This window comes from Streptomyces griseus subsp. griseus (assembly GCF_000720255.1).
Lineage (GTDB): Bacteria > Actinomycetota > Actinomycetes > Streptomycetales > Streptomycetaceae > Streptomyces > Streptomyces griseus_I.
In genome coordinates this window covers 38,747-51,635 of record NZ_JOJE01000005.1, presented here as the reverse complement: position 1 = coordinate 51,635, position 12,889 = coordinate 38,747, and the positions used below count along the sequence as shown (strand labels likewise).

Annotated in this window: 9 protein-coding genes; 5 read left to right on the top strand and 4 right to left on the bottom strand. The window is 70.3% G+C overall.

Annotation, left to right across the window (positions count from 1 at the left end):
* The first annotated feature begins 26 nt into the window (after positions 1–26).
* Positions 27–1,250 carry an aminoglycoside phosphotransferase family protein gene (locus IG99_RS08575; RefSeq protein ID WP_234311777.1) on the top strand — a complete coding sequence of 408 codons (1,224 nt, stop codon included), beginning with the start codon at positions 27–29 and terminating at the stop codon, positions 1,248–1,250.
* Here IG99_RS08575 and IG99_RS08570 read toward each other — a convergent pair.
* Positions 1,169–1,795 (bottom strand): hypothetical protein, encoded by a 627-nt coding sequence (locus tag IG99_RS08570; RefSeq protein WP_158973156.1) that lies wholly within the window; start codon positions 1,793–1,795, stop codon positions 1,169–1,171. The genes IG99_RS08575 and IG99_RS08570 overlap by 82 nt on opposite strands.
* A 40-nt stretch (positions 1,796–1,835) precedes the next feature.
* Positions 1,836–3,941 carry an autotransporter gene (locus tag IG99_RS08565; protein ID WP_037671563.1) on the bottom strand — a complete coding sequence of 702 codons (2,106 nt, stop codon included), beginning with the start codon at positions 3,939–3,941 and terminating at the stop codon, positions 1,836–1,838.
* A 234-nt stretch (positions 3,942–4,175) separates the two neighbouring features.
* Between IG99_RS08565 and IG99_RS08560 the strand changes: the two genes are divergently transcribed.
* Both IG99_RS08560 and IG99_RS08555 read left to right on the top strand, forming a co-directional pair.
* Entirely contained in the window at positions 4,176–5,240 is a 1,065-nt protein-coding gene (locus tag IG99_RS08560; RefSeq protein ID WP_037671561.1) for a glycoside hydrolase family 43 protein, read from the top strand.
* Between the two features lie 5 nt (positions 5,241–5,245).
* A complete protein-coding gene (locus tag IG99_RS08555) occupies positions 5,246–6,658 on the top strand; it encodes an RICIN domain-containing protein (RefSeq protein WP_037672204.1) in 1,413 nt (470 codons plus the stop codon).
* A 6-nt stretch (positions 6,659–6,664) separates the two neighbouring features.
* On the opposite strand, the gene IG99_RS08550 is transcribed toward IG99_RS08555, so the two are convergent.
* The gene (locus IG99_RS08550; RefSeq protein WP_037671559.1) at positions 6,665–8,341 is read right to left on the bottom strand and encodes a rhamnogalacturonan lyase B N-terminal domain-containing protein; all 1,677 of its coding nucleotides are present in this window, start codon (positions 8,339–8,341) and stop codon (positions 6,665–6,667) included.
* Positions 8,342–8,533: 192 nt separating this feature from the next.
* On the opposite strand from IG99_RS08550, the gene IG99_RS08545 reads away from it, so the two are divergent.
* Both IG99_RS08545 and IG99_RS08540 read left to right on the top strand, forming a co-directional pair.
* A complete protein-coding gene (locus tag IG99_RS08545; RefSeq protein WP_037671557.1) occupies positions 8,534–9,577 on the top strand; it encodes a rhamnogalacturonan acetylesterase in 1,044 nt (347 codons plus the stop codon).
* A 79-nt stretch (positions 9,578–9,656) separates the two neighbouring features.
* Positions 9,657–11,366 (top strand): DUF2264 domain-containing protein, encoded by a 1,710-nt coding sequence (locus IG99_RS08540; RefSeq protein WP_037671554.1) that lies wholly within the window; start codon positions 9,657–9,659, stop codon positions 11,364–11,366.
* A 6-nt stretch (positions 11,367–11,372) separates the two neighbouring features.
* On the opposite strand, the gene IG99_RS08535 is transcribed toward IG99_RS08540, so the two are convergent.
* Positions 11,373–12,776, bottom strand: coding sequence for a hypothetical protein (locus tag IG99_RS08535; RefSeq protein WP_037672203.1), 1,404 nt, complete (start codon positions 12,774–12,776; stop codon positions 11,373–11,375).
* Between the last annotated feature and the right edge of the window lie 113 nt (positions 12,777–12,889).

Below are 12,889 nucleotides of genomic sequence, written 5' to 3'. Positions count from 1 at the left end.
ACAGCGACAGCCCCTAGCCTTGCGGCATGCTGCCTGACACCGATGTCGCGTACGCCGAAGTCACGGACGTCCTCGGCCCGTTCAGTGGACCGGCCCGCTTCGAGCCGCTCACCCACAATCCGCGGAACGGTGTCACGCGGGGGGTGTGGCGGGTCCGCGCCGGGGACCGCTCCGCCGTCCTGAAAATCCTCACCCGTACCAAGGAGACCGACGAGCGCTGGGCGGCCTCGGACGACCCGCGGCACTGGAACCACTGGCGGCGAGAGGCCCACGTCTACGAGTCGGGGCTCGCCCAGGTCTGGCAGCCGTACGGCGTCCGCGCGCCCCGACTGCTGGCCCGCGTCGACCGGGCCGACGGGGATGTCGCGTTGTGGCTGGAGGACGTGCCGGGCGAGTCCGCGACACGGTGGGCACTCGACCGGCACGTCGAGCACGCCCGCCGGCTCGGCGCGGCGCAGGGGGCCGTCGGAGCGGTGGGCCGGCCGTGGCTGAGCCGCCGGTTCCTGCGCGACTACATCGGCACCAATGTCCTCGGGCAGGAACTCCTCGACGACGACGAGGCCTGGCGACAGCCCCTGGTCCGCGACCACTTCGCGCCCGGCCTGCGCCGGGACATGGTCCGCCTCCACCACGACCGCGAGTGGTTCCTCCAGATCATGGAGGCCCTGCCGCGTACCTTCTGCCACCTCGACATGTGGCCCGCGAACGTCCGCTCCGACGGCCCCGACTCCGTAGCGCTCGACTGGGCCTTCGCCGGTGACGGAGCGCTGGGGGAGGACCTGGGCAACCACCTCCCCGACTCCGTCTTCGACCTGTTCCTCCCTGCCGCCGACCTCCCCGCGTACGCGGCGAAGGCCTACGACGCCTACGTCGAGGGACTGCGCCACAGCGGCCGACAGGTCGACGAACGCTTCGTACGCCTCGCGGTGTGTGCCTCTGCCGTCAAGTACGACTGGATCACCGCCCTGATGCTGGCCCGCGCGGGCCAGGAACAGCTCGACTACGGAGGCGCCCGCACGGTCTCCGCCGAACTCCGGTACCGGGAACGGGGCCTGGTGCTCGCCTTCCTGGCCGACTGGGCCTCGGAGGCGCGCACCCTGGCCCCACTCCTAGGGTTCCCGGAGCCTCCCAGCGGTCGTGGTTGGCCGGGGGTGCTCGGCGCGGGTGGCTATGCCCTGGTGCAGGTGTGGACGGTCATGCCGCTTGCCTCCATGTGGCGGATGCGCAGGACGCCGGTCTTCTTGGTGTAGTTCACGTCGAGTTGCTGGCCGGAGTCGGTGCTGGGGAATCCCGGAGGCTGCCAGGGCAGTAGCAGGGACACCGAGTCGCCGACCGTCGCCGGTACGTTGGCGGCGGCCGCGTCGGCCAGTTCATCGGAGGAGCTGCCGCCGTTCAGGTGCTCGGGGGCGCGCAGCGCCAGCCGGCCGCCCTGGAACGCCCAGGTGCCCTTCTGCGACTTGCCGCCGCCGAAGTCCAGCGTCCAGACCCCGTCGTCGACGCGCGCGGAGTACGAGACGGTGTCCCCGCCGGTCGTCTCCGAGGTGATCTTCCAGGAGCCGCGTACGAAGGCCGCGAGGGCCCTGCCGGTCACCCCGGACGTGGGGGAGGGGCTGCTTTCGCCTCCACTGCCGCCGCTCGAGCCCGTACCGCCGCCGGCCGCCTTGTCGCCGCCCTTGTGCTTCTCGCCGCTCTTGCACGCGGCGAGCAGAGAGGCACCGACGCCGACGGCGAGACAGCGCAGGGCGGTACGCCGGCCCACCACGCGGGACATCGCCCGAGCCGCATCCAGAGTCATGAATTCCCCGTTCACGCAAAGTTGTTGAGCGACGGCGAGCCTACAGTGACCGGTTGCCCGCCGCGTGCCGTCCCCCTCCGCGTCGGCCGCCTCCCCGCCGCCTTGCCGCCGGGAACACGAGGCCGATGAGCAGGCCCACCGCGAGGACGTAGGGCCACCAACCCAGCCCGCTGCCAGCCGTGTTGGCCGTGCGGGGCTGCGCCGCCGCCGACCCCGGGGCCGACTTGGCGCGCGTCGCCGACGCCTTCGGGCTCGCCGCCGCAGCGGTGAGGACGACGTCGTTACCGTCCCCGCCCTTGTAGCTGATCCGGTAGACCGTGTCCGCCAGCTTCACCTCGGCGCCCTCCCGCAGTCCGCCGAACGTCCCGTTGGTCTTGGCGGAGCCCGCGTGGTCCAGGACGCGGATCTCGTGGGCCGAGGCGGAGGCGGAGGACAGGTCGAGGTCGCCGGCCAGCCGCACCGCTCCGCCGACCTTCAACGGCTTGTCGCCCACGACGAGTCGACCGTTCCCGCGCTGCGTGAAGTCACCCGTGACCGTGACCCCGCCCTCGACCGCGCCCTCGTTCGACACCGTCCCCTTCACCGTGCCCTTGCCGCTGAGCGCGCCGGTCACGAGCAGTGTGGATCGCCCGGCGTCCAGTCGCGCGCCCGCCGAGGTGAGCCGGATCGCCTTGGTCCGCGCGAGGGTCGCCCCGTCCCGCAGGGCCAGCGTGCCCCGGGAGACGGTGGTGGTCCCGGTGTACGACACTCCGCTCCCGGTCAGGGTGGTCGTCGCGGCGCCGGACTGGACGAGGGAGCCGGAGCCGCTGATGTGGGAGAGGGAGATCGCGGTCTTCTTGTTCTGCACGATGAGCGTCCCGTCGTTCACGACCGACCGCTGTGTGCCGCCCATCAGCAGCGAGCCGTCTCCCTGCGCCGATCCCAGCCGCAGTGTCGCCCCCTGCTCGACGGTGGTCGACCCGTCGTAGTACTGCTGCGCCGCGAAGGTCACGTCGTTGCCGCGGGTCCCGGCGATGACGACGTCCCCGGCACCGGGCGCGGCCAGTGTGTCGTGGTACCTGCCGCCGCCGATCGGCGCGCCGAGGGTGACGGGCCCGTCGTAGTCGAAGGTGAGCCGGGAACGCCGACCGCTCGCGACATGCAGATTGATGTACACGGTGTCGGCCGTTCCCGGCATGAAGATGCGGTGCGTGGTGCCGTCGCCCCACTGCACGTCCGCACCCTCGATGTTGGTGCCACGCTTGTTCAACTGGTGAGGAATCGAACGCCAGTTGAGACCCGGGTCGCTGAGCGACGGACGCGTGTCGCCGCCCTGGTCGCTGTAGCTGTACTGCCCCGTGAGCACCACCTTGCTGCCGGGCCGGGTGTGCACGTTCACGTCACTGCCGTACTCGCGCTGGTAGAAGTCCTGCCGCAGCGTGATCGTCTGGTACAGCGGGGTGTCGATGATCCAGGACCCCTGGTTGAGGATCGCGCGGGCGTTCGGCAGGGCGACCGGGTACTCGGGGCGGCCGACGGCCATCCCCGTGCCGTTGTCGATGACACCGGAGAAGGGGTGGGTGCCGGCCAGGTCGAGGGTGCCCCACATGCCGCGGGGCTGGGTGACCAGACCGGAGCCGCTGATGGTGCCGATGTTGAAGGTGCGGGTCAACGAGAGCCGCAGGGTGCCGTCGACGCGGATGTTGAGCTGGTTCAGCCGGTAGCCGGGCGTGTTGTACGGGAAGTGTCCGATCAGACCGGTGCCGCCGCCGGTGCCGTACTGGAGGGTCGCCCCGCGCTCGACCGTGATCGCCGGCGGGTCGGGGTTGGTGACGGTGGTGTAGGGGTGGTTGCCACCCTGCGTTTTCACCGCCTGCCGCTGCCGGGACTTCGGCAGGGTGAAGTCGCTGTCCCTGGTGAGGACCAGCGTGCCGCTCCCGCGCACGGTCAGCGTGCCCTCGCCGTGCAGGACGCCGTCGTACGTCGTCGTGCCCGCGGGCACGCTGACGACGGTGTCGCCGGTGAGGGTCACGTCCCGGTCGGCGAGCACGTCGGCCGTGACGTCCCGCGGCCCGGCGGCCGCCGCCGGGGGAGCCGTGGTCAGGAGGGCGGCGACCGCCGCGAGGGCACCGGCGGTCGCTGCTGTGGTGTGGAGATGGCTGCGCACACCGTGGAGACGCGGCGGGGCTCCGGCCGATAACAGAAAGTCGGCTTCGGACAGGATCGCAGACAGCGCTTTCCCTCTTGTCTCGCCCGACCCGTTGACCTGGCCGTAACACGCCCTTACCTTTTCGGCGTTCGGGATGGCAGAACTTGTGCGATATGTCGAACGTTTCTGTTTTCTTTTGTGCCCTGTGCGCCGTTTCGCGGCGAGCAGTCCCCCCACCGAGAGGCAGTGCACATGAACCGAAGACTGCTGATGAAGGGCGCCCTGGCGGCCGGCGCGCTCACCGCCATGCCGGCCGTGGCGCAGGCCGCGAGTTCCCCCGCCGGCGCGGGTGCGGCCGCCCCGTACGTCAATCCGCTGGTCCGCAATCGCGCCGACCCCCACATCCACCGCCACACCGACCGGCGTTACTACTTCACGGCCACCGCCCCGGAGTACGACCGGATCATCCTGCGCCGCTCCCGCACCCTGCGCGGGCTCGCGACCGCCGACGAGGCCGTCATCTGGCGCAAGCACGCCACCGGAGTCATGGGTGCCCACATCTGGGCGCCCGAGATCCACCACATCGACGGCAAGTGGTACGTCTACTTCGCCTCCGCGCCCGCCGAGGACATCTGGGCGATCCGCATCTGGGTCCTGGAGAACTCCCACCCCGACCCCTTCAAGGGCACCTGGGTCGAGCGCGGGCAGCTGAAGACGGCCTGGGAGACCTTCTCCCTGGACGCCACCACGTTCACCCACCGCGGCACCCGCTACCTCGCCTGGGCGCAGCACGAGCCCGGCATGGACAACAACACCGCGGTGTGGCTGTCGAAGATGGCCGACCCGCTGAGCCTGACCGGTCCCCAGGTCAGGCTCACCACACCGGAGTTGCCCTGGGAGACCATCGGCTTCAAGGTCAACGAGGGGCCCTCGGTCATCAAGCGCAACGGCCGTCTGTTCATGTCGTACTCGGCGAGCGCCACCGACTTCAACTACTGCCTCGGACTGCTCAGCGTCGACGCGGACGCCGACCTCATGAACCCCGCGAACTGGACCAAGTCCCCGACCCCGGTCTTCACCAGCAACGACACCACCAAGCAGTACGGCCCCGGCCACAACTGCTTCACCGTCGCCGAGGACGGCCACACCGATGTCCTCGTCTACCACGCCCGCCAGTACAAGGACATCGTCGGCGACCCGCTGAACGACCCCAACCGCCACACCCGCATCCAACGGCTGGGCTGGAAGGCCGACGGGACGCCGGACTTCGGCATCCCCGTCGCCGACACCCCCACTCGCGGCGTCCAAGGAGAGTGACCGAGATGAGACGTGCGTACGCGATCCTCCTCGCCGTCTGTCTGGCGGTGGCCGCAGCACTCGTCACGGCGGGACCCGCCCAGGCGGCCCCCCAGACCGTCCCCAACGGCGTCCAGTTCACCGACACCTCGGGCGCCGCCCTGCACGCGCACGGTGGCGGTGTCATCAAGGTCGGGAATTACTACTACTGGTTCGGCGAGGACCGCAACGCCGACAACACCTTCCGTTCCGTGGACGTCTACCGCTCCACCGACCTGAAGAACTGGGAGTTCAGGAACCGCGCCCTGACCCAGTCCAGCGCGACGGAGCTGAACACCGCCTACATCGAGCGGCCCAAGGTGATCTACAACGCGTCCACCGGCAAGTTCGTGATGTGGATGCACAAGGAGAACGGGGTCGACTACAGCGAGGCCCGCGCTGCCGTCGCCGTCTCCAGCACCGTCGACGGGAACTACACCTATCAGGGCAGCTTCCGCCCGCTCGGCCAGCACATGTCCCGGGACATCACCACGTTCGTCGACACCGACGGCACCGGCTACATGGTCTCCGCCGCCCGCGAGAACTACGACCTGCAGATCTACCGGCTCACCGCCGACTACACCGGCATCGCGAGCCTGGTCGCCAACCCCTGGCCGGGCGGTCACCGCGAGGCGCCGGCGCTGTTCAAGCGGGGCAATGTCTACTTCATGCTCACCTCGGGCGCGACCGGCTGGGACCCCAACCAGCAGCAGTACGCGACGGCCACCTCGCTGTCCGGCCCCTGGTCGGCGATGACCAACGTCGGCGACTCCACGGCGTACGGCTCGCAGACCGCGTACGTCCTTCCGGTGCAGGGCACGTCGGGCACCTCGTACCTCTACATGGGCGACCGCTGGGGCAACTCGTTCGGCGGGACCGTCAACGACTCCCGTTACGTGTGGCTGCCGTTGACCTTCCCCTCGGCCACCTCGATGTCCATGTCCTGGACTCCGGAGGTCACCGTCGACACGGCCGCCGGGACCGTCACCGGGACGAGCGCCACGTACAACACGCTGATCGCCCGGCACTCCTCCAGGTGCGCCGACGTCACCAGCCAGTCGCTGTGGCAGGGGGCGCAGCTCAAGCAGTACGACTGCAACGGCGGCGCCAACCAGAAGTACTGGTTCAAGTCGGTCGGCGGCGGCTACTACCAGCTGGTGGTCCGCAACAGCTCCCTGTGCGTGCGGGAGAACGCGAACACCGTCACCCAGGAGAACTGCGACGGCTCGGCGACCAACCAGCAGTGGTCGCTGACCACCTCGGGCTCGTACGTCAACGTCAAGTCCCGCGCGAGCGGCGAGTGCCTGGACGTGAACGGCGCGTCCACCGCCAACGGGGCCGCGATCATCACGTACACCTGCAACGGCGGCACCAACCAGCAGTGGACGCGCGGGACCTGAGTCACATCAGGCGAGCAGGTCGATCGCGTCGATCGAGGTGCCCGCGCTGAGGTAGGAGGCTGCCCCCGAACCGCTCACCACGTTGATCTTCAGCACGTTGTACTGGCCGGTGTCCGTCAACCAGGCACTGGCCGGGACGCTGTAGGTGAAGGTGTGGTTGTTGCCCCGGTACGAGCCGTTGGTCAGGGACCTGGTGCTCGGCTGGGTGGGCGGGGAGGGGATGGCCGACGTCCAGGCGTTGACCGCGATCTGCGGGCGGCCGTTGGCGTAGGCCGTGGTCACGCCGATGCGCAGGGTGTGCGCGGCGGCGGCCTGGGCCGCGGTGAGCTTGAAGTAGACCAGCAGACCGCTGTTGACGTCCTTCCAGAGGTAGCAGGGGAAGGCGGAGGTCTCGCTGCCGCTGCCGATCACCACGTTGCCGGTCCAGGCGGCGGCCCGGGAGTCCGACGGGTGCGCGTACGTCATCAGGTCGGCGTTCTTGAAGCCGCTCGGGGTGCCGGTCCAGTCGCCGATCCGCCAGATCGCGCCCGCGTTGCCCGGGTCGTTGGAGGACGGGATCGCGATCGAGTTCAGGGTGGTGGTCGCCCCGGCGGACACGGTCACCTGGGTGCTGTGCACGGCCAGTTCGCTCTTGTATACGGTCAGCGTGTACGTCCCCGGCAGGACGCCCCCGATCGAGAAGTAACCGTCGGAGGATCGCGCCGAACCCCAGTACTGCGCGGTCGAGTTGGCGAGCCCGACCGTGTACGGGTACGCCGTGTTGCGCCCGGTGATCCCGACGCCCGCGACCCGGCCCCGGCCGCTCGCGCCGACGTACCCGGAGATGCCCAGCGAGTCCGCCCACGAGGTGGTCAGCGTGCCCGGGAACAGCGACGAGGAGGGCGCGCCGCCGTCCGTGAAGGCGATGACGTACGGGCCCTGGAGGCCGAAGCGCTGGTCCTCGGTCTGGTTCTGGGCGTAGTAGAGGATCTCGTACAGGCCGCCGCCGTCGGCGCTCTGGTGGCGCAGCAGGGAGCGGTAGAAGGGGCCGCCGGAGGCCTTCTCGTGGTTGCTGCGCACGATCCACAGGCCGACGCCGCCGGCGCTCCAGCCGATGTAGTCGTAGTCGATCACGCGGCGCTTGGAGAAGTGCTTGGAGCGGGTCTGCCCGTCGGACTTCGCGAACACGTCCGAGGCCTCGATGGTGGAGGTCGTGTACGTGTAGGAGTCCGGCTCGTCGTTGAGGAACAGGCCCTTCTTCACGCGCACGATGTAGCGGGTGGCGGAGACGGACGTGTCGGCCTTGTTGGTCCAGAGGTAGATGTTGTTCTCGCCGCTGCGGGCCGCGTAGTAGTGCTTCAGCGTGCCGTGCGTGACGGAGATCAGGATCGTCGAGCCGGACTGTTTGACGGACACGGTGGAGGAGCCGAGGCCGGACTCGATGTGCGAGTTCATGCCGCCGTAGCCCTGGTACTCGGTGCCCTTGTAGACCAGCGAGGTCAGGTCGCCGTTGGACTTGCTGACCTTGAAGACCAGGCTCGCGCCGGTGTCGACGACGTAGTTCGTGCCGTCGTCCGTGTAGCCGAAGCCCGCGGCGGACGCGGCATGGGCGAGCGGACCGGCGAGCGCGGCCGAGCCGGCGGCCGCCGCGGAGCCGAGGACGAAGGTGCGGCGTCGGACCGGTCTGTTCACGGATCCGGACATGTGGGGGTGCCTCCTTCGGGAGGTGGGGGGAGCGGGTGGTTGGTCAGAGTGACAGCTGAATCGATTTCGCGAAAGGGCTTTCGCGACCAAGGAGTTGGCAATCTTGCGAAATCGATCCAGGGGCTAGAAAGCGCTTGCCAAGAGCGGTACGGTCCAGCCGCCAGGTCTTGCCCCCTGCCCGAGGAGCCGTGAATGAGACGTTTCAACTTCGCCGTACTGGCGGCGGTGACACTGAGCACCGGCCTGACCGCCGTCCCGGCCCAGGCCCACGGGGGCCCGCGCCCCCTCGGCCTCGAGAACTGCACCGCCACCGCGTGCCACTTCGACGTCCCGCCCGGCACGTACGACGTGAAGGTCCTCCTCGGCGGCGACACCGCCTCCAGCACGAGCGTCACCGGCGAGACCCGGCGCGCGCTGCTCCCCGAAACCGCCGCCCCGGCAGGGGAACGCGTCGTCCGCGGCTTCACCGTGAACGTCCGCACCCCCGAGGGCGAACCCACCGGCCCCGACGGCACCCCCGGCCTGGACCTCGCCCTCGGCGGCTCGGCCCCGGCCCTCGCCGACATCCGCGTCACCCCCGCCCGGCACGCGCGGCAGATCTTCCTCGTCGGCGACTCCACGGTCTGCGACCAGCCCGGCGACCCGTACTCCGGCTGGGGCCAGCAGCTGCCCCAGTACCTGCGCAAGGGCGTCTCCGTCGCCAACTACGCCGACTCCGGCGAGAGCACGGTCACCTACCTGGCGAACCCGCAGCTCTGGGCCACCGTCCAGCCGCGGATCCACCGCGGTGACCTGGTCCTGATCCAGCTCGCCCACAACGACAAGACCACCGACGAGACGACCTACCGGGCCAACCTGGAGGCCCTGGTCGCGGGCGTGCGCGAGAAGGGCGGCAAGCCCGTCCTCGTCACCCCCATCGTGCGGCGCTGGTTCAACGCCGACGGCACCCTGAACAACAACACGGCGCTCCTGGTCAACGGCCTCGGTGTCGACCACCCGGCCGTCATCCGCTCCGTCGCCGCGGCCCATGACGTGCCCCTGATCGACCTCACCGCGAAGACGAAGGCACTGGTGGAGTCCCTGGGCGTCGAGGGCTCCAAGGCGCTGTACCTCTACAACGAGAAGCGCGACAACACCCACACCTCCGTCCACGGGGCCACGGTCTACGCGGGTCTGGTCCGCGACGAACTGGCCGCCCTGCGTCTGGTGCCGAAGGGCCAGGTCGGGGTGGGATAGATCCCCTGGGGCGCCTCGACCGGAACCGGGGCGTCCCAGGTCTTGAACACGCAAGGCAAGAAGCAAGAAGAGAGACGCGATGCACCTGCCCCCGGAACACCGCACCCTCAGCCCGCGCACCGGCTACACCCGGGCCCACTGGGAGGCGGCCGCCGACGCCCTGCTCGCGGCCGTCGAGCCGTACGCCACCGAGGACCGCGCCCTCTACCACCTTCCCGGCGACCGGCAGAGCTGGTCCGGGCGGCTCTCCGACGGTCTGGAGGGCTACGCCCGTACGCTGCTCCTCGCGGCCTTCCGCCGCGACGAGACGGCGCTGCAGCGCTACGCCGACGGACTCGCGGCCGGCGTCCTCGGCGTCTGGCCCCGCATCGAGGACCGCAGCCAGCCGCTGGTCGAGGCGGCGTCGATCGCCCTCGCCCTGCGGCTGACCCGGCCGCTGCTGTGGGACCGGCTCGACGAAGGCGTACGGCAGCGGGCGGCGGCCTGGCTCGGGGACGCTCTGAGTGCCGAACCCTGGCCCTGCAACTGGGAGCTGTTCCCGGTCACCGTCGGCGGTTTCCTCCAGGACATCGGTTACGAGACCGAGGAGTCCCGCAAGGCGATCGACCGGGGGCTCGAGCGCATCGAGGAGTGGTACGTCGCCGACGGCTGGTACACCGACGGCGACGGCCGCAAGTTCGACTACTACAACGGCTGGGCGATGCACCTGTACCCGGTGCTGCACGCGTGGCTGGCCCAGGACGAGAGGCTGCTGGAGCTGTACGGGGGTCGGCTCGCGCGGCATCTGGAGGACTACGCCCGCCTGTTCGGCGCCGACGGCGCCCCGATGCACCAGGGCCGCTCCCTGACCTACCGGTTCGCGACGACGGTTCCGCTGTGGCTGGGCGCGCTGACGGGCCGTACGCCACTGTCCCCGGGCGAGACGAGGCGGCTGGCGTCCGGCGCGCTGAAGTACTTCCTGGAGCGCGGCGCGGTCGACGAGCGCGGCCTGCTCACCCTGGGCTGGCACGGCCCCGACGAGAAGGTCCTGCAGGGCTATTCGGGCCCCGCGTCCCCCTATTGGGCGAGCAAGGGCTTCATCGGCCTGCTCCTCCCCGCGGACCACGAGGTGTGGACGGCCGCCGAGGAACCGGGGCCGGCCGAGCGCGCCGACGCCGTCACACCGATCGTCGCGCCCAACTGGCTTCTTCAGTCGACGAGTTCGGACGGCCTTGTCCGCCTCCACAACCACGGCAGCGAGGACGTCCGCTACGACCCGTACTACACCCGCCTCGCCTACTCGACGGCGACGGGGCCCGCTCCGTCGTACGACAACAGTGTGATCGTCGCGGACGATCCGAGCCGTACGGAGATCGAGCCGCTGGGCGTGGGCGACGGCTGGGTGGCCTCCCGCCACACGGCGGGCGGGGGAGCGCGGGTGACGAGCCTCGTGCTCGCGCGTGGTGCTGTGGAGGTGCGGGCCCATCTCGTGGCGGGAGCGGCTGCCGGGACTTCGGTGCGTGTCACCGGCTGGGCGGCCGGGGACGGTGTCCGAGCCGAACTGCGGCCCGCCGTCGCCCTCACCGACGAGCTCACCGGAGTCACCTCCGAGGACGCCACGCTCTTCGTCGCCCTCGCCCGGCTCACGGCCGAGCGGGACCCCTCGCCGCTGCAGGAGACGGTGGCCGTGCGGGTGGCGGGGGCGGACGAACTCCAGGTGAGCTGGGTCGGTGGTCCGGAGGTACGGGTCCGGCTGACGGACGGCGCTGTCGTCTCGCCGGACCTCGTACCGTCCACGGCGACGGAGTGACCTCGGTCAGGGCTTGAGGCGGGCGATGCGCAGCGTGGTCGTGGTCGGCGAGGCGCCCGTGAGGAGGGTGGCGTAGGTCGGGGTGATGGGGGCGTACGCCCAGGTCAGGGTTCCGTCCTTGAGGACCGCGATGTCACCGCCGACACGGGCGTTGACCACCTTGTCCGGGCTCTGGAACGTGCCGTTCCAGTCGATGAGACGCAGATGGGTGCCCGTGAAGGTGCCGGTGCAGGTGCCGTCCTTGCACTTGGCGTTCTTGATCGACTCCCAGGACAGCAGGAGCCGGTCCTTGCCGTACGGGGCGAGGTGGACGTTGACGTGTTCCGTGCCCGGTGCGTCGGTGAGGCGGACGGCCTTGCCCGGCCCGGAGTTGCGGTTCTTGAGGAAGGCGACGGCCACCTGGTGGGTGCTCGTCAGGGGCTTCACCGTCCAGCCGCGTCCGCTGGAGTCGTCCGGGTTCTTCTTCGCCGAGGCGGCGCCGCGCGAGGCGAAGGCGGTGGCGTAGCGGCCGCTCGCCGACTTCACCAGGTCGCCCGTCCGACCGGGGAAGGTACCGCCGCAGTACCCCGCCCAGCACTGCTCCCGCTGTACGACCGGGGCGTTGTCCGGGGCCCCGATCCCGGTGGAGACGAAGAGGCCCGAGCGCCAGTCGTCGAAGCAGAGGGAGGTGAAGGCGCCGGTCTTCTCGGGGTGCAGGGCGATGCCCTCGTTGTGGCTGCATCCCCAGGCCCAGCCGCCGCTGAGCTCGGCGCCCTTGGCGCTGACGTACGACAGTTTGTCGCCGTAGTGGCCGTCGGTGAAACCGCCCGCGCCGTGCACGACGAAGTAGGCGCCGTACTTGCTGCCGTTCCAGGTGAGTTGGCCGTCCAGCAGCGGAGCGGTGTCGTGGGAGGCGGTGGAGGTGAGCTTGGTGCGCCAGGCCTGCTTGCCGCCCGTGTAGCGGACGATCGCGGCCGCGGTCTCCTTCCACTTGTTCGTGTCGGCCACCCGGGTGAGCAGTGCGAAGCCGTCGTTGTGCGCGACCAGCCCGCCGACCTCCTTGGTGCCCTTGACGACGGTGTCCGCGCCGGAGCGCTTCCCGGCGGCGGTGAGCGGGGTGACGTGGATGCCGTCGGCGGCGGGCCAGGCCACGCGGAGCGTGCCGTTGGGGGCGACGGCGGTCGCGGTGCGCGTCCACTCACGGGTGTTGTTGTAACCCGCCGAAAGGTACGGGAACTTGGCGGTCAGGCCTACGGCCGTGGTGGTGACGGTGAGGTCGTCGGCGGTGGCCGGGGCGGCGCCCGCCGTCGCGTACCACGCTCCGACGAGGGCGGCGGTGGCGGCGAGACCCGCGATCAGGGGCTTACGGGCGCCCCGGACACGGCGATGGCCGGTGTTGCTGGTGGTGCTGGTGTGTCTTGCTGAGGTCATGCACTGAAGTGACCGCATCGGCCGGAATGGTTGCCTCTCGTGGCCGGAATTGCTTTCCTTTGGCCGGATGATCTGCTTCCCGTTGTCCGCTGATCACCGGTGCACAACAATCC

Bases quoted from the DNA above. Each gene is read 5' to 3' on its own strand.
- IG99_RS08575 (WP_234311777.1), top strand. From the start codon at position 27: ATGCTGCCTGACACCGATGTCGCGTACGCCGAAGTCACGGACGTCCTC.
- IG99_RS08570 (WP_158973156.1), bottom strand. From the start codon at position 1,795: ATGACTCTGGATGCGGCTCGGGCGATGTCCCGCGTGGTGGGCCGGCGT.
- IG99_RS08560 (WP_037671561.1), top strand. From the start codon at position 4,176: ATGAACCGAAGACTGCTGATGAAGGGCGCCCTGGCGGCCGGCGCGCTC.
- IG99_RS08555 (WP_037672204.1), top strand. From the start codon at position 5,246: ATGAGACGTGCGTACGCGATCCTCCTCGCCGTCTGTCTGGCGGTGGCC.
- IG99_RS08550 (WP_037671559.1), bottom strand. From the start codon at position 8,341: ATGTCCGGATCCGTGAACAGACCGGTCCGACGCCGCACCTTCGTCCTC.
- IG99_RS08545 (WP_037671557.1), top strand. From the start codon at position 8,534: ATGAGACGTTTCAACTTCGCCGTACTGGCGGCGGTGACACTGAGCACC.
- IG99_RS08540 (WP_037671554.1), top strand. From the start codon at position 9,657: ATGCACCTGCCCCCGGAACACCGCACCCTCAGCCCGCGCACCGGCTAC.
- IG99_RS08535 (WP_037672203.1), bottom strand. From the start codon at position 12,776: ATGACCTCAGCAAGACACACCAGCACCACCAGCAACACCGGCCATCGC.